Consider the following 22,540-nt stretch of genomic DNA (forward strand, 5'->3'; position numbering starts at 1 on the left):
CTCCACGTACGTCATCACCACGAGACCGTCGACGAACAACCGGCCGTCCGTGGTCGGGATCGGCACCGGCACGGTCAGACCCGCACGGTCGAGGTGTTGGAGGAGCCCGGTCTCCCACGCGAGATCGGCGTCGCTGCGGGAACCGAGTCGACCGACCGCGAGGCGCCCGTCGAGGCGGACACTCCACACGTCGTTGGCGACGCCGCCGGTCAGCGGTTCGATCCGAGCGACGTCCTCACCCCACCACCCGAGCGCGTCCCACCCCATTGGCCACACCTTACGGGCGTCGGCCCTGATCGGTGTGGTCAGCAAGCCAGGCTGAACTCGAGGCCGCCCGAGATCGAGTGGGTCGGGTGGAGGCCGGTCGTAAGCGCCTCGGCCTGGTTGCTCGGCTCGAATCCCCCGACGCCGAGCTGACCCCGGTCGTTCTCGCCCCACGCCAGTACGCGGCCGCGCGTGATCGCGAGGCGGTGGCCGTCCTCGCTCCTGGCGTCGTAACCGGCGGCGCCGGCAGAGCGATCAAAGCTCCCACAAGCACCACGGCGAGACCGCTCGGCTGCCCTTTCGTCAGGGGCGGAGGGTGTTGACGCGCGCCACCGACTGGTCGATCTGGGCCTCGGTGACGCGTCCGGTGCGGACGAGGTTCACGACGTTGTCGAGGGTCTCGTCGACGATGTTCGGGTCGTACACCTGCTGGTTGGCGAAGACGAGCAGGTCGAGGCCGGCCTCCAGGCCCAGCGCGACGGCCTGGTCCCCGCCGAACTGCCTCGTGATCGCGGCGGCCTGCATGTCGTCGCTGACGACCGGGCCCTTCCAGCCCAGCTGGCCGCGGAGCAGGTCCGTGACGATCGCCCGTGACAGCGACGCCGGGCGGCTCGGGTCGAGTTTCTTGTTGAGCAGGTGGGCGACCAGCACGGAGTCGGCGCTGCCGTTGCGGATCAGCTGTTGGAACGGCTCGAGTTCCTTGGGCTGCCAGGTGTTGGTGACGTCGACGACGTCGAAGTCCGTGTTGGCGGTCGCCGTGCCGAGGCCGGGGAAGTGCTTGAGCGACGTCTTGACGCGGGCGGCCCGGTGGACCTGGATCTCCTCGGTCGCGTTCGTGACGACGACGTCGACGTTGGCGGAGAAGCTGCGGCCGAGTTGGCCGATCGCGGGATTGTTCGGGTTCAGGTCCAGGTCGACGACCGGCGCGTAGTTGAGGTTGGCGCCGATCGACGTGAGGCTGTTGACGATCTGCTGAGCCCAGGCCCGGGTCACGGGCGGCGAGTTCTGGGCCCCGATCTCAGCTTCCGACTGTGTCGCGGGGAAGCCGTTGCTCGGGTTGAGGCGGGCGACCTGGCCGCCCTCCTGGTCGATCGACACGATGAGCCGCCCGGGCGAGGCGTCTCGCAAGCTCTTCACGAGCGTGGTGACCTGGGCCGGGGAGGTGATGTTGCGGGGAGCGTCGGTCGATATCTCCCGGTCGAAGAGGATGACACCGCCGAGGCCGTTCCGGATCGCCTTCACGATCCAGTCGTTGTTGTCGACCGTCTCGCCGCGAAAACCGACCACGAGCAAGCTGGCGATCTTGCGTCGGAGGGCAGCCTCGTCGGAGATGCGGGGTGCGGCCGTCGGACTCGTCGGCTGCCGCGGTGGCGTCTGGGCAGTGCTCGCACCGCAGCCCGCAAGACCCGCCACCACGGCCGAGCCGACGCCCGTGAGCAGCCGCCGCCGGGTCACGGATGCATCTTTCACCCGATCTACGCTACGGCCGATCTCCGGGCCAAACCGGGCATATCGATGGGCTCTGCCGCTTTGGTGGTCCACGGTGGGCGATCGCACTTGCATTCTGTACCTAGGTACGGGTTTAGCGTTGATGGTGTCGGGGCCAACCAGCCACCGTACCGATGGATCGGAGCTCAGCATGTCGTTCGTCGTCCCGGATTCCTGCTCCCTGCCGACAGCGGAGCAGCCGCTGCGCGTGGCGGAGTTCGAGTCCCTGTTCGCCGGCGCGGTGCGGTCCGTCGACCGGATCGATCCCAGGCACGTGCGGTTCGAGATGGCGGGCCCACCCGGTCTCGAAGCGACGGTGCGCGACCTTGCCGAGCGGGAGAACGGCTGCTGCGACTTCTTCACGTTCACCGTGACGGGCGACCGCGAGCAGGCGACCGAGGTGGTGACCCTCGACGTCGAGGTGCCGGCCAACTACACCGACGTCCTTGACGGTCTGGCCGGACTGGCCGCGTGATGGCCGGCCGCGGTGGTCTGCGGACCGGCGAGGTCGCCGAACGGGCGGGCGTGAACATCGAGACGCTGCGGTACTACGAACGTCGCGGACTGCTCGCCGAACCCGCGCGCAGCCTTGGCGGGCACCGGACCTACCCGCCGGAGACCGTCACCCTGCTGGCGATCATCAAAGCGGCGCAGCGGCTCGGGTTCACCCTCGACGAGGTCGCCGAGCTGCTGGCCACCGGGCGCCGCCGCCACTCGACACCGGATCTGCAAGCGCGGGCCAGGGCGAAGCTCGCCGAGGTCGACCAGAAGATCAGCGACCTCCACGCGATCCGTGGCCGACTCGAGGAGGTCGTCGCCGCCCAGTGCGACAGCCTGACCAACTGCACCTGTCCCGCCTGCCCAATGCCGTTCGCCGACCTCGCCGACCTCGCCGACCCCGGTGGAGCCGCCCGATGACCGCACCGGCGCAGGATCCCAAAGCCCGGCCGCACCCGCATTGGCCGTCGCCGCGCTGGCCGTGTGGTGGCCGCACCGCCGACGCGGCTGAACCGATCACCCGCGGGTGACCGTGAGCGCCCGCTCGGCGGGGCACCCCGGCGGCGGCGTGGCCAGGGTGCCGCGGACCTCGACAGGCACGTCCACCGGGAGCGAGCCGGCCCGGTCCCCGAGCAGCGCCCACCGCTGACCGCCGACCCGCAGCACCACCCACGGACCGTCGCGTTCGACGACGCCGCGCAGGGTCCGTGCGCCGCGGACCAGGTCGCCGGCACGGTCTCCGTCGAACGTCGAAGGCGTCACTCGCATGACGCCTTCGACGCTACAACGACACCGCTCGGAAGCCACGGGTCACAGCAACAGCAGCGGCGTCTTCCAGATGCCACGGCCGTGGGTCGCGGCATAGAGGAAGCCGTCCCCGCTGACATGCAGGTCGAACGCGGTCGTCAGCGGCAGCGAGAAGCGGGTCTCGCCGGGCCGCGGGCCGACCCGTCGCCACTTGATGGTGTCCGGGTTCGCGCGCCGGTCGGCCACGAGCACGCCGAGGTCGGTGCCGACGACGAGCCTGTTGCCGACGACCACGACGTCGGTCGCGGGCACGTCGGGGAAGCCGACGGACAGGTCGGTCCACGCCACGGACACGCCCGTCGCGGTCTTGGTCAGCTTGCCGCGGTAGACGTGCTTGACCCCCGCGCCCGGCCCCTCGATGAACCTCCGGTTGAACCCGTTGAAGATCAGGAAGATCGTCGAGTTGGTACGGTCGGACGGGTCGAAGATGACGTTGTTCGGGAAGCGGTTGGGCAGGCCGGCCATGTCCAGCTCGGTCCACGTCCCGCCGTAGTTCGTGGCGACACCGCGGGTGAACCCCGCGCTGTTGCAGTTGGACTGGCCGCACCAGGACGCGATGTAGGTGTCCCGGCCCGGATCGGCGGGCGCGCCCGGGTCGGCGACGGCGTCCATCCCGACGATCAGCCGCAACCCGTCAGCGTCCAGTGTGTACTCCGGCTTCCACCCGTTGTCCGCGTCCGCGGTCGCCTGTTGCGCGGTGTAGCTGAAGCCGTAGTCGTGCCGCCAGAACGTGTTGCCACCGGCGACCCAGCGCTCGCTCGACCCGTCACCGATGTTCCTCGACCCGCGTACGACGCGGAACGGCGCGGTGAAGCGGGCGTTGACGTCCGGGACGGTGATGTCGAAGATCGACCCGGGCTGGCCCTGGCTGACGCCGCAGTTCTTGGTCAGCCACAGCACGAGGAACGTGTACTCGTTGAGGATCTGGCAGCCGTCGCGCGGGTTGACGATGACGTCACCGCCGTCGCCGCCGAACGGGCTGACCTGCTTGCGGGCGCCGGCGCGCAGCAACGAGCCGCCGTTGTCCTGCAGACCACCGGCGACGAGGTAACCGCGCCGGTCCGGGTCGCGGCCGGTGCCGGCCGAGTAGTACTGCAGGGTCCGCAGGCCGGCGTTGTGGTTGCGCCAGTCGGTGGCGTGCCCCGCGGCGTCCTCGGCGCTGCGGGCCGGGTCGAGCGGCCGGGTGTAGACGCCGCCGTCGTTGCCGATGAGCACCGTGCCGTCGTGGATCGCGATCGAATGCTGGTCGGGGTGCGTCGTGGGCGGGCAGCCGCCGTCGGGCACCGACGGATCGAAGCAGTCGAAGCCGAGATTCCAGTACGGCCCGATCGTCTTCCAGGTCGCGCCGCCGTCCTCGGTCTCGTAGACCTCTTCGAGGCCGACGTAGACGTGGTCCGGCCGTGCGGGGTCGACCTCGATGAAGTTGTTGTACCAGGCCTGGATCCCGACCGGATAGTTCTGGTCGACGCCGATCGCCGAGCCGGAGTTCTCCAGCTCGGTGGAGTCCGCGATCTTCGTCCACGGGCCGAGCACCGCGCCGGCGGCGAACACGCCCTGCAGGTTGCTCGAGACACCGACGGTCGACGGCTGCTCGAGCACCATCGTGAAGCGGCGGCCGTCGCCGGAGACGGCGAACTCGGCGTTGCCGACGTCCGCGTTGTTGACGTCGCCGGTCAGTGGCTGCTTGGCGAAGCTGCCGGGAGCGCCGCCGGTCGTGGAGAGATAGAAGCCGTTGTACGCGGCCCCCGAGCGCCAGGCGGCGTTGGCGAGCACCGTCGCGCCCCGGTCCGCCGGCGGGATGAGCACGTCGTTGACGATGTTGTCGTACGGCTTGGTGATGTCGCCGTCCGACGCCGGGTTGGGCATGAGCACGAGCTGCCACGGCTCGCGATGCCGCCTGGGGTCGGTCGAGTGCCGCCACAGGCCGCGGGTCGTGGCCGCGTACACGAGGCCCCGGCCGTCGAACTTGAGTTGGTTGATGCTGCGGGACTCGAGCTCGTCGCCGCCGACCCGGTCAGCGTCGGTGAAGCTGCCCGATCGCGGGTTGCGCAAGCGGTAGACGCCGGCCCCGGTGTAGGTGGTGCCGCCCGTGTTCGCCTCGCCCGTGGCGTACCACAGCGTGTCCGCCTTGGTGTCGTAGACGAGGTCGCCGGTGGACAGCGCCAGGATCCGCTCGGAGATCGGTTGCCAGTCGGCGCGCCGCGACGTGAGGCTCTTGCGGAAGACGCCGCCGTTGGCGCCGCCGGCCCACATGAAGCCCCGGCCGGCTGTGAGCCCGGTGACCCGGCCGGCGACGTTGCCCCAGCCGCCACCGGAGTTGCTGAAGATCGGATCGCGGTAGTTCGGATCGTCGGCGTCGTACGGCTGGTCCGTGACCTCCAACCACGGGCTCAACGTCCCGGGCAGACCGCGCAGGTCGGCGACTGCCGCGGAGTACTCGCCCGGCGCGACAGCGCCGTACGGTGCCATGCGGGCCTGCGCGACCTGGGTGGCGAAGGTCTTCAAGCCGGCCGTGCCGGCGTGCACGCCCGCGACCGGGCGCGGAGGTTTGATCGGACGGTCGTCGGCGCGCGCGGTGCCGGCGCCGGCGACAACCGTGCCGACCGCGACCAGGCCGGCCACAATGGCACGTCGTCCCGCGTGCCGTCGGGTGAGGAGCAGGGTCATCGCGTTCCTCCCACACGCGGGCAGCCCCCGTCCGGCCCCGACGTTGAGGCCGGTCACCCGATGTGGACGGTATCGACACCCGTCAGCCCGGGGGAAGCCACCGGCGGGACGTCGAGGGTCAGGTAGAGGGTCCGATGGTTGACTCTGTGCCATGGCCACGGGCAACGGGATCGACGCATACCTGATCTGCGGTACGCCGCGGACCGGAAGCACGCTGCTGTGCGGGCTGCTACGCGACACCGGGGTGGCCGGTCGGCCGGAGTCGTACTTCCGGCTGCCGGGCGAGCAGTTGTGGGCGGACCGCTGGCACCTGCCCCGGGACGAGCACGGATCTTTCGACTACCGCGACTTCGTACGCGCGGCGATCGTGGAGGGGAGCACCCCGAACGGGATCTTCGCCGCCCGGGTGATGTGGGGAACGCTGGACGAGATGGTCGCCAAGCTCGGCGCCGCGCATTCGTCGACGGGCGCCGACCTCGACCTGCTGACCCGCGCCTTCGGCCGCCTGCGCTTCGTCCACTGCTGGCGTGCGGACACGGTGGCGCAGGCGGTGTCCTGGGCGCGCGCTGAACAGACCCACTTCTGGCAGCACGGCGACGCCGCGTTGCCCGACCACGAGCCCCGCTTCGACTTCGCGCAGATCGACGCCCTCGTCCGGACGATCGACGAACACAACGCCGCGTGGCGGAGGTGGTTCGCCACGTTCGACGTCGAACCGCACATCGTGCGCTACGAAGACCTCACCACCGACTTCGCCCGGGTCACCCGCGGAATCCTGGACTTCCTCGGGCTGGACCTGCCGCCAGGGCACACCTTCGTCCCCCGTCATCGCCGGCAAGCCGACCGGCTCAACCACGACTGGGTCCTGCGCTACCGCGCCCGGTCCGGTCGAGCCGCCACGACGGGCGCGGCGGAGGACTAGGCTGGATCGGGTCCGGTCGCGACGGCGGGTCACACGCCGGTCGCTTGACTCGAGCGCCACCCAGCCGCAACGCGATGGCGCACGGACGGGGGAGCAGCGCAATGAACGTGAATCTTGAGGTCGTCAGCATCCCGGTGTCGGATGTGGACAGAGCCGTCCAGTTCTACCGCGACCAGCTCGGCTGGCGGGTCGATATCGACATCAACAGCGGGGGCTCACGCGTTGTCGAGATTACGCCGACCGGCGACGGGCACGCGTCCATCGTGTTCGGCGTGCCGACCGCCGCACCGCCCGGGTCGATGCGCCACCTGGAGCTGGCGACGCCGGACATCATCGCCCCCCGCGAGGAGCTGGCTCAGCGCGGTGTCGACGTCACCGAGGTCTACCACGGTGGTGCGAGCGCCGTTTTCCAGCCCGAGACGCGCATTCCCGGCCCGGATCCCGACCGTACGAGCTACGGCTCCTACGCCTCGTTCGCCGACCCCGACGGGAACGGCTGGACCCTCCAGGAGGTCACCACCCGCCTGCCCGGCCGCGAGCCTGCCTCGTAGGTGGCGCCGGCGATTATCCGGCGCTGGGACCAAGTGGAGCGCCGGCGGCGCAGGCGGTGGCCGGCTCCTTCAGCTCGACGAAGATGCTGTGCGTCGCGGACGTGCCGATGTTCTCGCCGGCATGTTCCTGCGCGCCCACCCACCGCGCCTCGCCGGCCCGCAGGTCGACCTCGACGCTCCGGCCGCCGGAGGACACGTGGCGACGGAACGCGCTGAGCGTGACCATCACGCTGTCCGGATGACGGTGCACGTGGGTGTGGTCGCCGGGCTCGTCGCGGTATTCCAGGACCCGGACCCGCTCGTTCTCGAAGATCACTTTGTAGAGGCCGGGGTCGGTGACGGTCGGGTCGTAAGGGTCCATCGCGGGCTCCTCCCGGTGCGGGCTGCCTCCATATGGGACTACGGTACCATGATGGTATGGCGATGCCGTATGAGTCGATCGGGCGAACGGCACAGAAGTCACGCACCCGGGGTGCGCTGGTCGCCGCCGCCCGTGAGCTGCTCGCCGCCGGGCTCACGCCGAAGGTCGAGGACGCCGCCCACCGGGCCGGCATCAGCCGGACCACCGCCTACCGCTACTTCCCCAACCAGCGCAGCCTGCTGCTCGCCGCCCAACCCACGATCTCGCCCGACAGCCTGCTGCCACCGGATGCGCCGACCGACGCGCGCGCCCGCCTCGACGTGCTCATGACGGCGTTCGCCCGCTACAACTTCACCTGGGAACCCCAACTGCGTGCCGCGCTGCGGCTGTCGCTCGAGCCGGCCACAGACCAACCGGTGCTGCGCCGAGGGCGGGCCATCGGCTGGATCGCCGAGGCCCTGGCGCCGCTGCGCGACACCCATCCGCACGTCGACGTCGGGCGGCTTGCCACCGCGATCCGCTCGGCGACGGGCCTCGAGACGCTCGTCTGGCTGGTCGACATCGCCGGCTACTCCCGCGAGCAGGCCACGGACACCGTCAAACGCACCGCTCGCGCGCTCCTGGACGCCGCTGTCGACGGCCGGTAGCCGCGAAGCCGCCGCATGACGGCTCCGCGGCAGCCCGCTCACTGGTCGGTGCTGAACATCCCCTCGGGTACGCCGGCGCTCTCGATCTGCCGCCAGATCGACCGCCACCGCGGGATCTAGTGTTAACGTCGCATCGCCGCGAGGCCGCTGAGCCAGCCGGCCCAGCCCGGGTACGGCGGGTTGGTCGGGTCGAACCCGCTCTGCACCACGGTGAGCCGGGTCTTGCCGTCCGACTCCTCGAGCTCCCAGCTGTCGATCATGCCGTCGGCGAACCGCAGCGTCGCCTTGCGGCCCGGCTCGAACTCGACGAACTCGGCACCGCTCTGGTCGAACTCGAAGCCACCCATCGCGAAACGGCCGCCGACATAGGGTTCGATGTCCACATTGGCGCCCGACCACCGGCTGAACTGCTCCGGCTTGGTCATCGAGTCGAACACCGCGTCCGGAGCCGCGTCGATCACCATGGAGGCGCGCAGCTCGCTCGACGTGAAGTCGCACCTGGGCGTCAGCTTACGGCCGGCCAGATAGTCGGCCAGGTTGGCGATCGACAGCGTCCAGAACGTCTGCAGCGCGCCGCGGGCACCGGCCTTGTCGGCGAGCACGTCCGCGAAGCTCGGCAGGTCGCTCTGGCTCAGCGTCACCAGCGTGCCGTCCTCGTCGTCCGCCACCTGGAACTCCACCGTGGACTCGACGCCCTCGACGGTCCAGGCGAACCGGATGGTGCGCTCGTCCACGTGCAGCACGCGCTGGTGCGGCTCGGCGCCGTCGGGCGTGAAGCGGCCCCAGAACTCGTACTTCCCGGGCAGGTCGACGTCGGCGTGCTCGGCCAGCCACACGCGCAGCGCGGCCGGGTCGGTCAGGGCCTCGTACACGACCTTCGGCGTGGCCGGAACGACGGCGCTCAGGCGCAGGTCAGGCTCGGTCATCGGGATCTCCCTTCGGATAGCAGGCGACGGCCAGGCGGAACGCGCCGCCCTCGGCGCCGCCGTACCGCGTGAACAGGTCCTGCAGCGTCTGTTGCAGTTCGTCGAGGAATGCCTTGCGCTGCTCCGGGCGCACCCGGATGTCGCCGGACACGCCGATCGAGGGCAGGTCCGGCCGGGTGAGGTCGAGCGCGGCGACGTCGGCCTGGACCTCCTCCATCAGGTCGACCAGGTAGCCCAGGCTGAGCCGGTCGCGGCTCTGGCGCAGCCCGATGCGGCCCACCAGGCTCGGGGACAGCCAGTAGGACCGGCCCGCGGCCTGGTAGATCCCCTCGTTGATGCCGCGCACCCGGCGTTCGGCGACCTGGCGCACCAGATCGGCCTCCACCAGGCGCTGCACGTGGTAGTAGACCCGCTGCGGGGTCTGCCCGAACTCGGCCGCCACCTCGGTGCACGACCGAGGCTCGGCGAGTTGCCGCAGCACCTGGATCCGCTGCGGCTTGAGCAGGGCCTCGGCCTGCTCGATCCGATCGAGGTAGACGACGTCTCTCATAGCGAAAGCAAGCTTTTATGTAAAACAACTTTTTGTCAATGGGGTACGCCATTCAGCCGCCGGCGGTCAGCGCCTGCGCGGCGAGGTCGGTGACGTCGACGACCTTGGCGCCCTTCAGCGGGGCGAAGGCCGCGGGGTCCACCTTGTCCGAGTAGGAAACCAGCTCGATCGCCGTCCGCTCGCCGCCGTGCGTCTCGCCGCTGAACGAGGCGAGCAGGCCGCTGTCGGTCACGCAGACGGAGAACGACTTCATGTCGCCGGGCTGGGCGCCGGTCTGCGGGTCCTCGATGCCGTCGACGTCGGCGCAGAGCGAGTCCTGGCCGGCGATCTCGCGCTCGCTGGTGCTGACGTCGGTGCCGGGCACGATCGCGGCGGCCGCGACGAGGCCGAGGGCGAGCTCGGGGGTGAGGAAGCCGGCACCGCCGACCGCCGCGACGAGGTCGGCGTCGGGTCCGGCCACCGCTCCGGCGTGGGGAGCGCGCTGGCATTCGCGCTTGTCGCACATGATCATCGCGGTGGGGCTGAAGATCAGTCGGCCGTCCGCGCCGAGAACGGCCGAGTTCGGCGGCCGCTGCACGAAGGTGACGGTCGCGTCGTCCGTCCGGTACTCGGCCGTGTAGGTCAGCTCGGCCGACCGACCGAGCCGGTCCGAGAACTCGCCGAGGGTCTGCGCGGTGTCGACGGCGTTCTGCACGAGGCCGCAGCCGAGGGTGAGGCCACCGAGCACGACGGCGGCGGCGACGGTGGCGACACGGGCGGTGGTGCGGGGGTTGGTGGTCATGCCAACGAGACTGGGGCCGGTCGGGCAGGGACGCTCGTGCCGGCACGGCCCACGGCACGAAGCCGGTAGACGGGTCCGGTGTGGACGCACGCCGGTGACCCGCGACATCCTCTACTTCGACGGCGATCGCGTGGCCGATCATCGTGCTGAGCATCTACGCGGTCGTCGGCAAGGTCATCGGCCCGGACGCGGAGGCCGGAACCGCGGCCATACCGCCGGGCTGAGCACCGCGGCTATCTCGGCAGCCCGAAGCTCGCGACGTACCAGAGCGCGCTGCTGGCGACGGCGCCCACCACGGTGGCAAGCAGCAGACCCGCGACCGCCGGCAGCGCCCACCCGGGCAGGCGTTTGCTGTGCAGCACGAGGACCTTGGCCACGAACGCGCCGTAGAACATCGCGCCCAGGATGCCGTGCGTGCGGACGCGGGCGTCGTACGACTCGAAGCCGAACGCCCAGAGGCACGCCGCCGCCACCGGCAGGCTCACCACGAACGCCAGATACCCCGTGGTCCGGTGTACGGGGCCCAGCCAGCGGCGGGTGGGCAGGCCGAGCTTCCCGTAGATCCACAATGCGGTGCCGAGCTGGACGGCGGCCAGCAGCAGGACTCCGAGGCTCAGCCAGACCTTCATCGCGTAGAGCGACGGGAACGGCCGCTGCCACGGAACCTCTCCGGCGGGCTCGTGCACGGTGCCGAACACGCCGAGCGCGACCGCGACCGCCGCACCCACCAACAGCGGGATCAGGATGCGCCATGGCCTCGTGTACGGGGGAGCCGCTCGGTCGGACACCGCGCCAGTATCCGTCGAATCCCGGCAATCCCGAATGAACCGGGCCGGGCGATCGGCGGCGGGTCGGCTCGGGCGGCAGCCGGCAGGGTGCGGACGCCGCGTAAGGTCCGGGTTGATGACACCCGTCGAGGCCATGGGCCAAGCCGTCGCCGCGGTCGCCGCTGGGCTCCGCAAGGACCGCGACGCGCTGTCGATCCTGCTGAGGATGAGCCCGGACGAGGCGGTCGCCGTCGCCGGCGGGATGCTCGACCTGGTCCGCCTGCTGGCCAGCATCGTCGGCGAACGCGAGAACTGCAGTGCCGCGGACGCCATCGCCGCCACGGCCGAGGGCCGCTCGGAGGTGGTCCAGCGGATGGCCGCTTTCGCGATCAACGCCATCGACGCCGGTGGCGAGCTGCCCGCGGCGGTGGAGGCGGCGGAGGTCATCGTGGGCCTGGGCGCGACCGCGGGCCGGCTCGCCGAGGTCGCCGGCGAGCAGGAGAACCGGACAGCTCTCGACGTGCTGGCCCGGATCGGCCTCGGCGTGGCCGAACTGGAAGCGTTCGAACGACCCGAGTAGCAGCCCGGTTCAGCCGCGGTGGGTCAGCTCGTCGGCGCGGATGAAATCGGCGACCGTCGTCGCGAAGACGTCGGGCTGGTCGAGCGGGATCAGCGTCGCCGTGTCGTCGACCTCGACCAGCCGGCCCTGAGGCAGCAGCGAGGCCAGCCGGCGGCCGTGTTCCGGTGGCATGACACGGTCGGCGCTGGCCCAGATCACGAGGGCGGGACCTGCGAAACTGGACAGTCGCGGCACGGCCAGCCGGTTCAGCACGTCGCGGTCGGCGCGGATCGCGCGGAGCATGCGGGTCGCGTCGCGGCGGATCGCGGCGTCGCGCAGCACGGGCCGCACCCAGCGCGCGGTGGCCGCGTCGCCGCGTTTCGTCAGCCAGCCGAACGCGACCGGCAGCCGGCGGAGCGCGCGGATCCGCATCTGCGACATGAACAGGCCGAACAGGGTCGGCGGAAGCATGCCGGTGTATGCCAGGGTGCGGCCGGTCAAGCCGGGCGGCACGTTGTCGAAGGCCTCGCACGACGCGAGCGCCACCCGGGACACCCGGGCGGGGCTGCCCGCCACCACGAGCTGAGCCAGCGCGCCGCCGGTGTCGTTGCCGACCAGCGTGACGTCCCGCAGGTCGAGCGCCGCCAGCAGTTCCTCGACCAACCGGGCCAGGCCCGGCAGCGACAGGTCCGCGTCGGCCTTCGCGGGCAGCTGGTGCGCGCCCATCGGCAGGGTGGGAACGACGCAGCGGTGATCGGCGGCCAGCGCCGCCACGGTCTGGTCCCAGAGCGAGCCGTCCATCAGCATGCCGTGCAGGAACACGATGGTCGGGCCGCTGCCGCCGGAGTCGGTGTAGGCGATCGGGCCTGCCGAGGTCTGGATGGTCTCCATGTCCTGGTCCCCCTTCCAGGGCTCCTACCCCGAAGTGAACCACGTGGTTCGCAAAGCGTCTACCCCGCCGCCTCCTCGCGGTCCAGCGCCCGGGACAACGCCGCGAAGCCGGTTTCGATCCCCACCGGGTCGCCGCCGCTCGTACGCAGGTCGATGAGAAACCCACGCAGCGTCGCGAGGACCATCGCGGCCACCTCGGTCTTGCGCTCCGGCGACCACGTCGCGGGGCAGAGTGACACGAGTGCGGGAAGGTACTGCTGGGTCCCGCCGCGGGCCAGCCCGCCGTGCCGGTCGACGTCGTAGATCGCCAGGCCGATCGCCTGGTCCAGCACCCACGACTCCCCGCTGGTCAGCACGGGCCACAGGGCACGGACGCGGCCGGCGAGCGTGGGCTCCTCCGCGGCGGCGCCGAGGCTGCGCGAGATCCGCCGTTCGCGCAGCCGCGCGACCGCCCGTTCCAGCAGGTCTTCGGCGCTGTCGAAGTGGTAGAGCAGCACCTTGTGCGTCGTGCCCGCCGCCTTGGCGGCCCGGCGCAGCGAGAAGTCGACCAGTCCGTTGACGGCGAGGTCCTCGGTGACAAGATCCAGCAGCTCCCGCCGCCGCGCGTCACCCCGCGGCGACCCGGCCGAACGCCGATAGGTCATGGCACGAGTCTCCCCGGCGACCGGGGCTGTGCCCGCCGAGGGGCAGGCACAGCCGATCGCCGGTCAGGCCGCCGAGCAGGCGGCGTTCAGCTCCTTGATGGCGGCTTGCAGCTTCGCCTTGCTGGGCTTGGCCTTGGCGGACTTGTTGTACGCGTCGCCCAGGCTCATCATCTCTTCCTGAACCTTGTCGGCGGCGGTGCTGACCGTCTCGTTCGCGCCGATCGAATGCGCGATGACGGCGGCCGACCCGGCGGTCCACTGGGCGCTGACCGCGATGTGCCCTGCCGGGGGACCGATCTTCTCGGCCTCGGCGACCTTGTCGGCGTTCTCCTCGATGTCCTTCTTGATGTCGTCACAGGCCTTCGCGGTGACCGCGTCGATGGCCGGTTCGCTGGGCGGGGCCGTGGTGCCGGCCGGGGCGGCGCTCGAGGCCACCGGCGCCGGCGGGGCCGCCGATCCCTCCGTGGGCTGCGGGTCGCAGGCCGACAGCGCGAGCACGGCCGCGATGGCCGATCCGGTCAGGACGATCCGGTTCCAGTGCATTGATGTTTCCCCCATGATCCTCATGTCGGGCCGCACGCTACCAGCGGCCGTCAATACGAGTCGGATCAATTAGGGGGAGAGTGAATGTCACCGTCTCTAGTGGACGGTAGCCTCGCAGATCGGCCGACCCGACGTCACGCGACGGCGGTCGCCTCGAGCTCGACCATCAGGTCGGGGATCGCCAGCCGGGTCACCCCGAGCAGCGTGGTGGCCGGAGCCACCCCGGCCGCGCCCAGCCGGGACGCCAGCACGCCGTAGTGCGGGAAGAGCCCGTCGACGTCGGTCGTGTAGACGGTGAGCCGCACGACGTTCGTGAGGGACATGCCCGCCCCACCGAGCACGGCCTCCAGGTTGTCGAGGCTGAGCGCCAGTTGCGCCGCCATGTCTCCCGCGTGTTGGGGCTTGCCGTCGCCGTCCGTCGCGGCCTGCCCCGAGCAGTACAGCGTCCGCGTGTGTCCGGAGACGACCTCACCCTGGTGGTAACCCAGCTCCACCGACCACGCCCACGGGTTGACCGCCGTTCGTTCCATTGCCACAGCTCCATCCGACTCGTCGATACGCGATCAGCCTCCCGGGAAATCACGACAACCTGTGTCGTGTATTCCGCTACAGTCGCCGGATGCGCGCGGACCGGTTGGTGTCACTGGTCCTCCTGCTGCGCCAGCGTGGTCGGCTGTCCGCGACCACGCTCGCCCGCGAGCTGGAGGTGTCCACCCGCACCGTCCTGCGCGACATCGAGGCCTTGTCGGCGGCCGGCGTCCCGGTCTACGCCGAGCGCGGCCGGCACGGTGGGTTCGCGCTGCTGACCGGTTTCCGGACCGAGCTCACCGGGCTCAACCACGACGAGGCGCTCGCCCTGCTGGTCGCCGGCTCGCGGCGCGGCGCGCAGGCGTTCGGTCTAGGCACGGCGCTGGCCTCGGCCATGCTCAAGGTGGTCGACGCGCTGCCCGAAAGCCATCGGGACACGGCCGCCGGGGCGGTCGAGCGCCTGCTCATCGACCCGGAGACCGACCTGCTCGCGCGGCGGCTGGTCACCGAGGAGGTGCCCGACACCATCGTCGCCGAGGTGCGCCGCGCGGTCTTCGCCGGACACAAGCTGCGCATCCGGTACGCGGCCGCGGGCCAACCGCCGAAGTGGCGCACGGTGGACCCGATCGGCCTGGTCACCGTGCGCGAGCAGGGCTATCTCCTGGCCACCAGGTCCGGTGCCGACCGCACCTACCGGCTGTCCCGGGTCCTGGCCGCCGAGGAGCTCGCCGAGCCGGCGGAGCGACCGGACCGGGTCGACCTGGATCGGGCCTGGCAGGAGCGCAGCGCACGGTTCCGCACCGGTGGCGACCAGGTCGCCGTGCTGGCCCGCGTGCAAGCGGCGCGGCGGGAGGCGTTGGTGGGCACGGCGCTGGCCGTCCGCACCGAAGAGACCGACCCGGACGGCTGGCTGCGGCTCGACGCGACCTTCCAGGATCCGTGGCACGCCGAATGGGCGCTGTGGCAGCTCGGCACGCACGCCGAAGCCCTGGAGCCACAGTGGTTGCGCGCCCGCCTGCGCGACCGGGCCACCGCGATCGCCACCCGCTACGCCACGGCCGGCGCGTCGTGACGGGCTCGACGGCCTTCCTGCTGGAGCGGCTGCACCGGGCGGGGATGCGCGACGTCGTCGCGGTGGAGCCGGCGACGGGCGGGCTGGCGGCACTCGCCGGCATCGCCACCCGCCAGGACGCGCCGTCGGTCTTCGTCAAGGCATTCGCGGACGCCCCCGACGGCGACGCCTTCGCCGCGGAGGCCGAGGGCCTGGCCGCCCTGCGCGACCTCGGTGGCACGGCGACACCCGAGGTGATCCTGGCCAACCGGGAGCTGCTGGTGCTGTCGATGCTGCGGCCGAGACCGCGGAGCGAGACGTTCTGGGAGCAGTTCGCGCACGCGCTCGCCCGCCTGCACACGAGCACGACCCATCCGCGCTTCGGCTGGCACCGCGACAACTGGCTGGGCCGCCGCCGGCAGGTCAACACCTGGACCGACGACGGCTTCGCGTTCTTCGCACAGCACCGGCTGCTGCGCTGGCTGCCCGAGCCCCGCGTCGAGGCGGCGCTCGACCCCGCCGACCGGGCGGCGCTGGAGCGCCTGTGCCAACGGCTCCCCGAACTGCTGCCGGACCGGCCCGCCTGCCTGACCCACGGCGACCTGTGGGCGCAGAACGTCCTGGCTACCCCGGACGGGCAGCCGGCCCTGATCGACCCGGCGGTGTCCTACATGTGGGCCGAGGTCGACCTCGCCCACGTCTGGACCACCGCACCACCGCCCGAGGCGCACCGGTTCTTCGCGGTCTACGCGGAGCTGACCTCCCTCGACCGCGACTGGCCGGCCCGCATGCCGATCGTCCAGCTGCGCCAGCACCTGGCCGTTCTGGCCCAGTTCGACGACGACTGGGGCGCGGCCGACCAGATCCGGGCCACCCTCGCGCCGTTCTGCACCGGCCGGTAAATCGTTCGTGCGCCCGTCGGGCCCCACGCGATGATGTCGCCGTCCACCGCGGCCGTGGGAGGGACGATGGAGGTTCGCCTGCCAGGTGGGGCCGTCCGCGGCAGCCTGGAGTCCGGCGTGGCGGTGTTCCGCGGCATTCCGTACGCCGAGCCGCCGGTCGGCGCGCTCCGCTTCGCCGCACCGCGGCCCGCGGCCCGCTGGGAAGGCGTGCGGCCGGCCCTGTCCTACGGCCCGCCGCCGCCGCAGCCCGACGCGCTCGGCCTCGGTCCCGCCGGCGACGACTGGTTGACCGTCAACGTCTGGTCGCCCGCGCCCGACCCGGCCGCCCGCCTTCCGGTCATGGTCTGGATCTACGGCGGCGCCTACGTGATCGGCGGTTCCAGCCAGCCCGAGCTCGACGGCACCCGGCTCGCGCGGGACGGCGGCGTGGTCGTGGTGACCTTCAACTACCGCCTCGGCATGGAGGGCTTCGCCCAGCTCGCCGGCGCGCCCGCCAACCGCGGCCTGCTCGACCAGGTCGCCGCACTGGAATGGGTGCGCGACAACATCGCCGCGTTCGGCGGCGACCCCGCCGAGGTCACGCTCTTCGGCCAGTCAGCGGGCGGGGGATCGGTCGCGGCACTGCTGGCCATGCCGCGGGCGGCCGGGTTGTTCCGCCGGGCGGTCGTCCAGAGCATGCCGGGCACGTTCTTCGCACCGGACCTCGCTGCCGACATCGCCTCCACCTGCGCGGCCGAGATCGGGTCACGTGCCACCGCCGGTGATCTGGCCACTGTGGACCCCGCGTTGCTGGTCCTGGCCGCGGACACCGTCTCCGACACGATGGCCGACCAGGCGGGCCGCTGGGGCCTGCCGGCGCACCGCTCGATCCTGTTCGCCCCCGTCGTCGACGGCGACGTTCTGCCGGTGACGCCCTGGCAGGCCCTGACCGCCGGCGCGGGCCGGGACGTCGACCTGCTCGCCGGCCACACCCGCGACGAGCATCGCCTGTTCACGGTCTTCACCGGCTACCTCGGGCAGGTGACGACCGACCAGGCGGAGACGGCCCTGCGGCTCTTCGGCGCCGGTGACTACCGCGCCGCCTATCCCGAGGCGGGCGCCGACCAGTTGTACGAACTGGTGCACGAGGACTGGCTCTTCCGGATGCCCACCCTCCACCTGGCCGAGGCCCAGCTCGCGGGCGGCGGCCGGGCGCACGTCTACGAGCTGACCTGGCCGGCCCCGGGCATGGGCGGCGCACTCGGCGCCTGCCACGGCCTCGACGTGCCGCTCGTGTTCGGCAACCTGACGAGCGGACAGCCGGCCATGCTGATCGGCGAGCGCCCCACGCGCGCGGCGACCGACCTGTCGAAGCGGATGCGCACCGCCTGGACGACGTTCGCCACCACGGGCGACCCCGGCTGGCCGCCCTACGACAACCGTCGCCTGACCCAGGTCTTCGACACCTCGCCGGCGGTCACGCCGTACCCGGAGGAACGGTCCCGACTGATCTGGCGGGACCACTCGTTCGTGCCGCTGGCGTTGCACCCAGCCGCCGCACCGCGGCCATGAGGAGGCGCCAGAAGGCGTCCACGTCGAGGCCCACGGCGACGTCCGTGTCAGCCGCGCCGCCGGTGCGGCCGTGCAGGTCCACGACGGTCGCACCGCGGGTGTGCGTGCCCGCCAGCTCGACCGCGACCGGCGCCGCCACCGTCCGGACGATCGACGCGTCGATGACGGCCGCGACCGCGATCGGGTCGTGCACCGGGGGATCCGGGAACCCGAAAACGCGCAGGTAGCTGCTCGCGAAGAACGTCATCAGCTCCGCGCAGACCGCGCCCAGCCGGGTGCCCAGCCCGCGGAACTCCGCGATGATCTCCGCGGTCGCACGGGCCTGGTGGGTCACGTTCAGCCCGATCATCGTGGTCGGCAGGCCCGAACGCAGCACGACGTCCGCCGCCTCCGGGTCGGTGACGATGTTGAACTCGCCGTACGGCGTCGTGTTGCCGCGCTCGGTCGAACCACCCATGAAGACCACCCGGTGTACGCGCGGCGCGACCTCGGGATGCTGGCGCAGCAGCAACGCGACGTTGGTCAGCGGCCCGAGGGCGACCAGGGTGACCGGCTCGGCGGACCCCACGATCAGCCGCCGCATCAGCTCGACCGCGTGCACGTCCGCCGGCTCGGCGACCGGGCCGTCGAGGTCAGGCCCGTCGAGCCCGGACGCACCGTGGATGTCCCCGGCGACGCGCAGGTCGCCGACCAGCGGGCGGTCGCACCCGGCCGCGACCGGTAGGTCGGCGACACCGGCGAGCCCGAGGATCCGCAAGGCGTTCCGCGTGGTCTTGTCGAGCGTCTGGTTGCCGGCGACGGTGGTGACGCCGAGCACCCGCAAGCGGGGGTCGCCCACCGCCAGCAGCAGGGCCAGCGCGTCGTCGTGTCCCGGGTCGCAGTCGATGAGCACGGGATGCGTCACCCGGTCGACGATAGAGCGGCCGCGTGGTTCCCGGCGACCGGTCAACGGCCGAAGCCGCGCACACCGCGTGCCGTCGCGACGTCGACGAACGCCCGCGCCCGCGGTGCGAGATCGCCTGTCCGCCACACCAGGGCCCACTCCGTACGCGGCGCGTCCTCGACGGGCAGGAGAACGATGCCGGGGTGCGCGTAGTAGCGGGCGTAGTGCTCGGAGAGCGGTGACAGCGCCTGGTGGTTCGACAGCGCGTGCAGCACCTCGTGAAACGTCCTGACCTGCGGGCCACGCAGCACCGGCACGCCGTCGGGGGTGGCCGTCGGCAGCATGGCCGCCATCCAGTACCCGGGCACCCGCGGCCCGGGGTCGATGAAGACCCGTCCACCGAAGTCGGCCAGCGACACGGACGACCGGTCGGCCAGCTCGTGGCCGGCCCAGACCGCGAGCAGGCGTCCCTCGGTCAGCAGAACGGGGCCCGCGGTGAGATCAGGTTCCCGGATCGGTCGCCAGAGCAGTGCGAGATCCACATCGCCGGCGCGGAGCTCGGCGAACGGATCGCTGATGTGGATCTCCGGCTGGACGACGTCGCATCGCGGGTGGCGGTGACAGAACATCTCGATCACGTCGCGGATCTCGTGCCCGACCGCGCCCAGGACACCCACGCGCACGGTCCCGGTGACACCGCGCGCGGACTCGGTCGCCCGCGCCACGCCGCCGCGGATCGCGTCGTATCCCACCCGCAGGTCGTCGCGCAGCTGCACCCCGAGCGGGGTAAGCGTCACGACGCGGCTGGTCCGCTCGAACAGGGCGCCGCCGATGCGCCGCTCCTGCGCCTTGATCACCTGGCTCACCCGGGCCTGCGAGACACGCAGCCGCTCGGCGGTCCGGCCGAAATGCAGTTCTTCCGCCAGCGTCAGGAAAATCTCGATGTCCCGGAGCTCCACCCCGCGTGCACGCCCCTCTCCGTTCCGTGTCCGGCGCACCCACCTGGACGAAGGCGAGGTGAAAGGTACGTCCGGCAAGATCGGAGCTGCAAGCGGATGGGCCGAGTCGATCTCCTCGCCGAGCGGCGTCACCCACGTGACCTTCACCCGCAACGGTCTCTAGGTACCGTGCTCGAATGATCTTCGAGCGCGGGCAGACGATCGTACGCCGGCACCTGTACCCGGACGGCCGGGTCGGCTCGGTGCTGTGCGGGCGGGTCGTCAGCGACGACGAGCACGGGTTGGCGCTGTGGGTCGAGGCGGGCTCACAGGTCATGCGCCGGGTCGACGGCGCCGGCCGACCGACACGGCAGCTGTCGAGCTCACCTCGCTGCGGATGACGACGATGCTGACCCTGAGCACCTGGCAGCCGTACCGGACCCTGATGCTGATGCCGCCCGGCGCGGCCCACTCGATCTGGTGGGGCTGGCCGGCCGGCGCCGGGTTCAGCCACTGGTACGTCAACCTGGAGCGCCCGATCACCCGGTGGGCCGGCGGGGTCGACGTCTACGACCAGGAGCTCGACCTGCTCGTCTACCCGGACGGCAGGTGGTCGTGGAAGGACGAGGACGCGTTCGCCGAATACACGGGCGAGCCGGCGTTCTGGGACGAGGCCGAGGCCGTCGCGGTCCGGGCCGAGGGCGAACGGCTGCTGGCCCTGGCCCGCGCCGGCGCCCCGCCCTTCGACGGCCGGTGGCTGGACTTCCAGCCGGACGCGGCCTGGCCGCCGACGTCCATGCCGCACTGGTGGGAGCTGCCGGCGGACGCGACCTGCTGGGGAACTGACTACTTCCAACCCTGACCGGGCGGGCCCCTACAGCTCCCGGCTCGCGAGGTAGGCGTCCAGGGCGGCCGCGCCCGCGAGCATGGCTCGGCTGCGGGACGACAGGCGGGCGTGCCAGTCGCGCAGCGTCGACTCGAGGGGTGCGACGCCGCCGGCCGCGCGGACCTGGGCGATCAGCGGTGCGATCTGCTCCAGCAGGTAGCCGCCCCGCCTGAGCTGGTGGACCAGTTGGGCGTCGCGTACGTCGGCCGCGCCGTAGACCCGGTAGCCCGTCCGCGGGTCGCGGCGCGGTGCGACGACGCCGGCGCGTTCCCACTTGCGCAGGGTGGCCGCGCGGATGCCGAGCCGCCGCGCCAGCGGGCCGACGAACGTGTCGCCGCGTTCCGCCGCCACGGGTCCCAGGTCGCGCAGCGCCGCCTCGACCGCCCGCAGGGTGCGCCGGTCCTCGAGCACCTGGGCGTGGCTCTCGTCGACGAGCCGCAGCGCTTCCTCGGTCGTACCCCCGTTGACGTTCTGCATGATCAAGGTGGCCGTCCGGTGGCCGTGGCCGGGGACGAGCGCGCGGAACGCCCGCAGCGCCAGCGCGTGCGCCGCGGTGTAGGTCCGGTAACCGTGGGGCGTGCGCGCGGCACCCGGCAGGATCCCGGCCGCCTCGTAGTTGCGCACCGCCTGCGTCGACAAACCGTGCCCGCGGGCCAGATCGACCGGCCGCAGCCGTACACCGTCTTGAAGGTTTGATGGCATCTCAGGCTCTGCAGCAGGAAAAAGGTTCAAACGGTAGTTCAACGATAGCGTTGAAGGGGTGACGATCGACGCCGCCACCGTGCTGAGCCTGCTCCCCGCGAAGCCCCGACTCCTCGCCCTGGGCGAGCCCACCCACGGCCCCGACGCCCTCCTCAGCCTCCGCAACGACCTCTTCCGGCAGCTCGTCGAGCAGGAGGGCTACCGGACGATCGCCCTCGAGAGCGACTGCCTGCGCGGCCTGGTCGTCGACGACTACGTCACCTCGGGCGCCGGCACGCTCGACGAGGCCATGGCGCGCGGCTTCAGCCACGAGTGGGGCGCTTTCCCGGGCAACCGTGAGCTCGTGCGCTGGATGCGCGCCCACAACGCCGGCCGACCCGCGGATGACCAGGTGCGCTTCGCCGGTTTCGACGGCCCGCTGGAGATCACCCACGCCGCGAGCCCGCGCGCGGCGCTGCTCGGGCTCCACGCCCACCTCGCCGAGCGGGTCGACGCCGACCTGCTGCCCTGCACCGCCGACCGGCTCGACACCCTGCTCGGCGCCGACGAGCGCTGGACCAACCCGGCCGCGATGCTGGACCCGTCGCAGTCCGTGGGGCGCACGCCCGAGGCCCGCGAGCTGCGCCTGCTCGCCGACGACCTCAACGTGCTGTTGGAAACCGAGCCACACCACGTGCACGGCCGGACCGCCGTCGGACTGCTGCGCTACCACCACTGGATGGCCGACCCGTCGCCGAGCCGGATGGCCTGGCTGCTGACCATCCGGGCGTCGATGATGGCCGCCAACCTGCTCGCGATCGCCGAGCGGGGCCCGGCCCTGGTGCACGCGCACAACGGCCATCTCCAGCGGGAGAGGAGCAGCATGCGGATGGGCGGGCGCCAGGTCGAGTGGTGGAGCGCCGGCGCGATCGTCGCCACCAGGCTGGGCAGGGAGTACGCGGTCCTGGCCACCGCCCTCGGCACCCTGCACGGGCACGGCGTGGACATCCCACCCCCGGACACGATCGAGGGCCGGTTGTACGCGCTGGAAAAGGATCCGCTCGTCGTCCGCCCCGCGGACCTCCTCGGCGACCCGCCGCCCACGCCCCGCGTGTCACCCTGGTTCGGCTACGCCCCGCTGGACCCGGCCCAACTGGCGAGCCACCCGAGGCTGAGGATGCCGTCGGGCCGTACCGGGCGCGGTTCGACCAGGCCGCCCGCTGGGGAGTGCCCGCGCACGTCACCGCTCTCTAC

At 71.9% G+C, this 22,540-nt stretch carries 29 protein-coding genes; 12 read left to right on the forward strand and 17 right to left on the reverse strand.

Going from position 1 to position 22,540, the window contains the following annotated elements; all coding sequences use genetic code 11:
* The 3 genes from AB0H87_RS17900 to AB0H87_RS17910 all read right to left on the reverse strand — a co-directional run.
* The coding region (locus tag AB0H87_RS17900) for a phosphotransferase (protein ID WP_360146167.1) at positions 1-267 on the reverse strand (267 nt) is incomplete at its 3' end.
* Between the two features lie 38 nt (positions 268-305).
* The gene (locus AB0H87_RS17905; RefSeq protein ID WP_360146246.1) at positions 306-461 is read right to left on the reverse strand and encodes an RCC1 domain-containing protein; all 156 of its coding nucleotides are present in this window, start codon (positions 459-461) and stop codon (positions 306-308) included.
* Between the two features lie 106 nt (positions 462-567).
* Positions 568-1,734, reverse strand: a complete 1,167-nt coding sequence (locus AB0H87_RS17910) for a glycoside hydrolase family 3 N-terminal domain-containing protein (RefSeq protein WP_360146170.1) — start codon at positions 1,732-1,734, stop codon at positions 568-570.
* A gap of 169 nt (positions 1,735-1,903) precedes the next feature.
* Between AB0H87_RS17910 and AB0H87_RS17915 the strand changes: the two genes are divergently transcribed.
* Positions 1,904-2,227 (forward strand): hypothetical protein, encoded by a 324-nt coding sequence (locus AB0H87_RS17915; protein WP_360146173.1) that lies wholly within the window; start codon positions 1,904-1,906, stop codon positions 2,225-2,227.
* Positions 2,227-2,670, forward strand: coding sequence for a MerR family transcriptional regulator (locus AB0H87_RS17920; protein ID WP_360146249.1), 444 nt, complete (start codon positions 2,227-2,229; stop codon positions 2,668-2,670). Before AB0H87_RS17915 ends, AB0H87_RS17920 begins: the two co-directional genes overlap by 1 nt.
* 96 nt (positions 2,671-2,766) lie before the next feature.
* On the opposite strand, the gene AB0H87_RS17925 is transcribed toward AB0H87_RS17920, so the two are convergent.
* Both AB0H87_RS17925 and AB0H87_RS17930 read right to left on the reverse strand, forming a co-directional pair.
* Positions 2,767-3,018 carry a hypothetical protein gene (locus tag AB0H87_RS17925; protein ID WP_360146176.1) on the reverse strand — a complete coding sequence of 84 codons (252 nt, stop codon included), beginning with the start codon at positions 3,016-3,018 and terminating at the stop codon, positions 2,767-2,769.
* Positions 3,019-3,060: 42 nt separating this feature from the next.
* Complete coding sequence (locus AB0H87_RS17930; protein WP_360146179.1) at positions 3,061-5,724, reverse strand: glycosyl hydrolase; 2,664 nt, start codon at positions 5,722-5,724, stop codon at positions 3,061-3,063.
* A 151-nt stretch (positions 5,725-5,875) separates the two neighbouring features.
* Here AB0H87_RS17930 and AB0H87_RS17935 point away from each other — a divergent pair, with 151 nt between their 5' ends.
* Both AB0H87_RS17935 and AB0H87_RS17940 read left to right on the forward strand, forming a co-directional pair.
* Positions 5,876-6,646 carry a Stf0 family sulfotransferase gene (locus AB0H87_RS17935; RefSeq protein ID WP_360146182.1) on the forward strand — a complete coding sequence of 257 codons (771 nt, stop codon included), beginning with the start codon at positions 5,876-5,878 and terminating at the stop codon, positions 6,644-6,646.
* Positions 6,647-6,747: 101 nt separating this feature from the next.
* The gene (locus tag AB0H87_RS17940) at positions 6,748-7,197 is read left to right on the forward strand and encodes a VOC family protein (RefSeq protein ID WP_360146185.1); all 450 of its coding nucleotides are present in this window, start codon (positions 6,748-6,750) and stop codon (positions 7,195-7,197) included.
* A 13-nt stretch (positions 7,198-7,210) separates the two neighbouring features.
* Here the strand turns inward: AB0H87_RS17940 and AB0H87_RS17945 are convergent, their stop codons facing one another.
* On the reverse strand, positions 7,211-7,558 hold the full coding sequence (locus AB0H87_RS17945; RefSeq protein ID WP_360146188.1) for a cytoplasmic protein: 348 nt from the start codon (positions 7,556-7,558) through the stop codon (positions 7,211-7,213).
* Positions 7,559-7,614: 56 nt separating this feature from the next.
* Between AB0H87_RS17945 and AB0H87_RS17950 the strand changes: the two genes are divergently transcribed.
* A complete protein-coding gene (locus AB0H87_RS17950; protein WP_360146191.1) occupies positions 7,615-8,205 on the forward strand; it encodes a helix-turn-helix domain-containing protein in 591 nt (196 codons plus the stop codon).
* Positions 8,206-8,327: 122 nt separating this feature from the next.
* Here AB0H87_RS17950 and AB0H87_RS17955 read toward each other — a convergent pair whose 3' ends face one another.
* The 4 genes from AB0H87_RS17955 to AB0H87_RS17970 all read right to left on the reverse strand — a co-directional run bounded on the left by AB0H87_RS17955 (position 8,328) and on the right by AB0H87_RS17970 (position 11,250).
* A complete protein-coding gene (locus AB0H87_RS17955; RefSeq protein ID WP_360146194.1) occupies positions 8,328-9,131 on the reverse strand; it encodes an SRPBCC domain-containing protein in 804 nt (267 codons plus the stop codon).
* The gene (locus AB0H87_RS17960) at positions 9,118-9,681 is read right to left on the reverse strand and encodes a helix-turn-helix domain-containing protein (protein WP_360146197.1); all 564 of its coding nucleotides are present in this window, start codon (positions 9,679-9,681) and stop codon (positions 9,118-9,120) included. Before AB0H87_RS17960 ends, AB0H87_RS17955 begins: the two co-directional genes overlap by 14 nt.
* 52 nt (positions 9,682-9,733) lie before the next feature.
* Positions 9,734-10,462, reverse strand: a complete 729-nt coding sequence (locus AB0H87_RS17965) for a hypothetical protein (RefSeq protein ID WP_360146200.1) — start codon at positions 10,460-10,462, stop codon at positions 9,734-9,736.
* Positions 10,463-10,695: 233 nt separating this feature from the next.
* The gene (locus tag AB0H87_RS17970; RefSeq protein ID WP_360146203.1) at positions 10,696-11,250 is read right to left on the reverse strand and encodes a DUF6529 family protein; all 555 of its coding nucleotides are present in this window, start codon (positions 11,248-11,250) and stop codon (positions 10,696-10,698) included.
* Between the two features lie 115 nt (positions 11,251-11,365).
* On the opposite strand from AB0H87_RS17970, the gene AB0H87_RS17975 reads away from it, so the two are divergent.
* Positions 11,366-11,809 (forward strand): hypothetical protein, encoded by a 444-nt coding sequence (locus AB0H87_RS17975; protein ID WP_360146206.1) that lies wholly within the window; start codon positions 11,366-11,368, stop codon positions 11,807-11,809.
* A 9-nt stretch (positions 11,810-11,818) separates the two neighbouring features.
* Here AB0H87_RS17975 and AB0H87_RS17980 read toward each other — a convergent pair whose 3' ends face one another.
* From AB0H87_RS17980 to AB0H87_RS17995, 4 genes are all read right to left on the reverse strand, one after another.
* Positions 11,819-12,679 carry an alpha/beta hydrolase gene (locus AB0H87_RS17980; RefSeq protein ID WP_360146209.1) on the reverse strand — a complete coding sequence of 287 codons (861 nt, stop codon included), beginning with the start codon at positions 12,677-12,679 and terminating at the stop codon, positions 11,819-11,821.
* A gap of 59 nt (positions 12,680-12,738) precedes the next feature.
* Positions 12,739-13,323 (reverse strand): TetR/AcrR family transcriptional regulator, encoded by a 585-nt coding sequence (locus AB0H87_RS17985; RefSeq protein ID WP_360146212.1) that lies wholly within the window; start codon positions 13,321-13,323, stop codon positions 12,739-12,741.
* A 63-nt stretch (positions 13,324-13,386) separates the two neighbouring features.
* Entirely contained in the window at positions 13,387-13,902 is a 516-nt protein-coding gene (locus tag AB0H87_RS17990; protein WP_360146215.1) for a hypothetical protein, read from the reverse strand.
* 98 nt (positions 13,903-14,000) lie between these two features.
* A complete protein-coding gene (locus AB0H87_RS17995; protein ID WP_360146217.1) occupies positions 14,001-14,396 on the reverse strand; it encodes a RidA family protein in 396 nt (131 codons plus the stop codon).
* Between the two features lie 89 nt (positions 14,397-14,485).
* Here AB0H87_RS17995 and AB0H87_RS18000 point away from each other — a divergent pair, with 89 nt between their 5' ends.
* The 3 genes from AB0H87_RS18000 (at position 14,486) to AB0H87_RS18010 (ending at position 17,898) form a co-directional block, all read left to right on the forward strand.
* The gene (locus AB0H87_RS18000; protein ID WP_360146219.1) at positions 14,486-15,466 is read left to right on the forward strand and encodes a WYL domain-containing protein; all 981 of its coding nucleotides are present in this window, start codon (positions 14,486-14,488) and stop codon (positions 15,464-15,466) included.
* Positions 15,463-16,347 (forward strand): fructosamine kinase family protein, encoded by an 885-nt coding sequence (locus AB0H87_RS18005; protein ID WP_360146222.1) that lies wholly within the window; start codon positions 15,463-15,465, stop codon positions 16,345-16,347. The genes AB0H87_RS18000 and AB0H87_RS18005 overlap by 4 nt, the downstream gene beginning before the upstream one ends.
* A gap of 66 nt (positions 16,348-16,413) precedes the next feature.
* Positions 16,414-17,898, forward strand: coding sequence for a carboxylesterase family protein (locus AB0H87_RS18010; RefSeq protein WP_360146225.1), 1,485 nt, complete (start codon positions 16,414-16,416; stop codon positions 17,896-17,898).
* Here the strand turns inward: AB0H87_RS18010 and AB0H87_RS18015 are convergent.
* Both AB0H87_RS18015 and AB0H87_RS18020 read right to left on the reverse strand, forming a co-directional pair.
* Positions 17,804-18,802, reverse strand: a complete 999-nt coding sequence (locus AB0H87_RS18015) for a nucleoside hydrolase (protein ID WP_360146228.1) — start codon at positions 18,800-18,802, stop codon at positions 17,804-17,806. The two genes, AB0H87_RS18010 and AB0H87_RS18015, sit on opposite strands and share 95 nt — an antisense overlap.
* A 41-nt stretch (positions 18,803-18,843) precedes the next feature.
* Positions 18,844-19,740, reverse strand: a complete 897-nt coding sequence (locus AB0H87_RS18020) for a LysR family transcriptional regulator (RefSeq protein WP_360146231.1) — start codon at positions 19,738-19,740, stop codon at positions 18,844-18,846.
* Between the two features lie 176 nt (positions 19,741-19,916).
* On the opposite strand from AB0H87_RS18020, the gene AB0H87_RS18025 reads away from it, so the two are divergent.
* Both AB0H87_RS18025 and AB0H87_RS18030 read left to right on the forward strand, forming a co-directional pair.
* Complete coding sequence (locus tag AB0H87_RS18025; protein WP_360146234.1) at positions 19,917-20,120, forward strand: hypothetical protein; 204 nt, start codon at positions 19,917-19,919, stop codon at positions 20,118-20,120.
* Positions 20,117-20,581, forward strand: a complete 465-nt coding sequence (locus AB0H87_RS18030) for a DUF402 domain-containing protein (protein WP_360146237.1) — start codon at positions 20,117-20,119, stop codon at positions 20,579-20,581. Before AB0H87_RS18025 ends, AB0H87_RS18030 begins: the two co-directional genes overlap by 4 nt.
* Before the next feature lie 12 nt (positions 20,582-20,593).
* On the opposite strand, the gene AB0H87_RS18035 is transcribed toward AB0H87_RS18030, so the two are convergent.
* Positions 20,594-21,307: a TioE family transcriptional regulator gene (locus AB0H87_RS18035; protein WP_360146240.1), complete on the reverse strand. Its 714-nt coding sequence runs from the start codon at positions 21,305-21,307 to the stop codon at positions 20,594-20,596.
* Positions 21,308-21,365: 58 nt separating this feature from the next.
* Here AB0H87_RS18035 and AB0H87_RS18040 point away from each other — a divergent pair.
* Positions 21,366-22,540 (forward strand): erythromycin esterase family protein (locus tag AB0H87_RS18040; protein WP_360146243.1); only part of this gene is annotated, 1,175 nt, incomplete at its 3' end.

The organism is Asanoa sp. NPDC050611 (genome assembly GCF_040654855.1).
GTDB lineage: Bacteria > Actinomycetota > Actinomycetes > Mycobacteriales > Micromonosporaceae > Asanoa.

Excerpts from the sequence above, each read along its gene's own strand:
- AB0H87_RS17965 (WP_360146200.1), bottom strand. The coding sequence starts at position 10,462 with ATGACCACCAACCCCCGCACCACCGCCCGTGTCGCCACCGTCGCCGCC.
- AB0H87_RS18035 (WP_360146240.1), bottom strand. The coding sequence starts at position 21,307 with ATGCCATCAAACCTTCAAGACGGTGTACGGCTGCGGCCGGTCGATCTG.
- AB0H87_RS17935 (WP_360146182.1), top strand. The coding sequence starts at position 5,876 with ATGGCCACGGGCAACGGGATCGACGCATACCTGATCTGCGGTACGCCG.
- AB0H87_RS17940 (WP_360146185.1), top strand. The coding sequence starts at position 6,748 with ATGAACGTGAATCTTGAGGTCGTCAGCATCCCGGTGTCGGATGTGGAC.
- AB0H87_RS18000 (WP_360146219.1), top strand. The coding sequence starts at position 14,486 with ATGCGCGCGGACCGGTTGGTGTCACTGGTCCTCCTGCTGCGCCAGCGT.
- AB0H87_RS18010 (WP_360146225.1), top strand. The coding sequence starts at position 16,414 with ATGGAGGTTCGCCTGCCAGGTGGGGCCGTCCGCGGCAGCCTGGAGTCC.
- AB0H87_RS17955 (WP_360146194.1), bottom strand. The coding sequence starts at position 9,131 with ATGACCGAGCCTGACCTGCGCCTGAGCGCCGTCGTTCCGGCCACGCCG.
- AB0H87_RS17950 (WP_360146191.1), top strand. The coding sequence starts at position 7,615 with ATGGCGATGCCGTATGAGTCGATCGGGCGAACGGCACAGAAGTCACGC.
- AB0H87_RS17945 (WP_360146188.1), bottom strand. The coding sequence starts at position 7,558 with ATGGACCCTTACGACCCGACCGTCACCGACCCCGGCCTCTACAAAGTG.
- AB0H87_RS17985 (WP_360146212.1), bottom strand. The coding sequence starts at position 13,323 with ATGACCTATCGGCGTTCGGCCGGGTCGCCGCGGGGTGACGCGCGGCGG.
- AB0H87_RS17975 (WP_360146206.1), top strand. The coding sequence starts at position 11,366 with ATGACACCCGTCGAGGCCATGGGCCAAGCCGTCGCCGCGGTCGCCGCT.
- AB0H87_RS18025 (WP_360146234.1), top strand. The coding sequence starts at position 19,917 with ATGATCTTCGAGCGCGGGCAGACGATCGTACGCCGGCACCTGTACCCG.
- AB0H87_RS18030 (WP_360146237.1), top strand. The coding sequence starts at position 20,117 with ATGACGACGATGCTGACCCTGAGCACCTGGCAGCCGTACCGGACCCTG.
- AB0H87_RS17995 (WP_360146217.1), bottom strand. The coding sequence starts at position 14,396 with ATGGAACGAACGGCGGTCAACCCGTGGGCGTGGTCGGTGGAGCTGGGT.
- AB0H87_RS17915 (WP_360146173.1), top strand. The coding sequence starts at position 1,904 with ATGTCGTTCGTCGTCCCGGATTCCTGCTCCCTGCCGACAGCGGAGCAG.
- AB0H87_RS17960 (WP_360146197.1), bottom strand. The coding sequence starts at position 9,681 with ATGAGAGACGTCGTCTACCTCGATCGGATCGAGCAGGCCGAGGCCCTG.
- AB0H87_RS17920 (WP_360146249.1), top strand. The coding sequence starts at position 2,227 with ATGGCCGGCCGCGGTGGTCTGCGGACCGGCGAGGTCGCCGAACGGGCG.
- AB0H87_RS17925 (WP_360146176.1), bottom strand. The coding sequence starts at position 3,018 with ATGCGAGTGACGCCTTCGACGTTCGACGGAGACCGTGCCGGCGACCTG.
- AB0H87_RS17980 (WP_360146209.1), bottom strand. The coding sequence starts at position 12,679 with ATGGAGACCATCCAGACCTCGGCAGGCCCGATCGCCTACACCGACTCC.
- AB0H87_RS17930 (WP_360146179.1), bottom strand. The coding sequence starts at position 5,724 with ATGACCCTGCTCCTCACCCGACGGCACGCGGGACGACGTGCCATTGTG.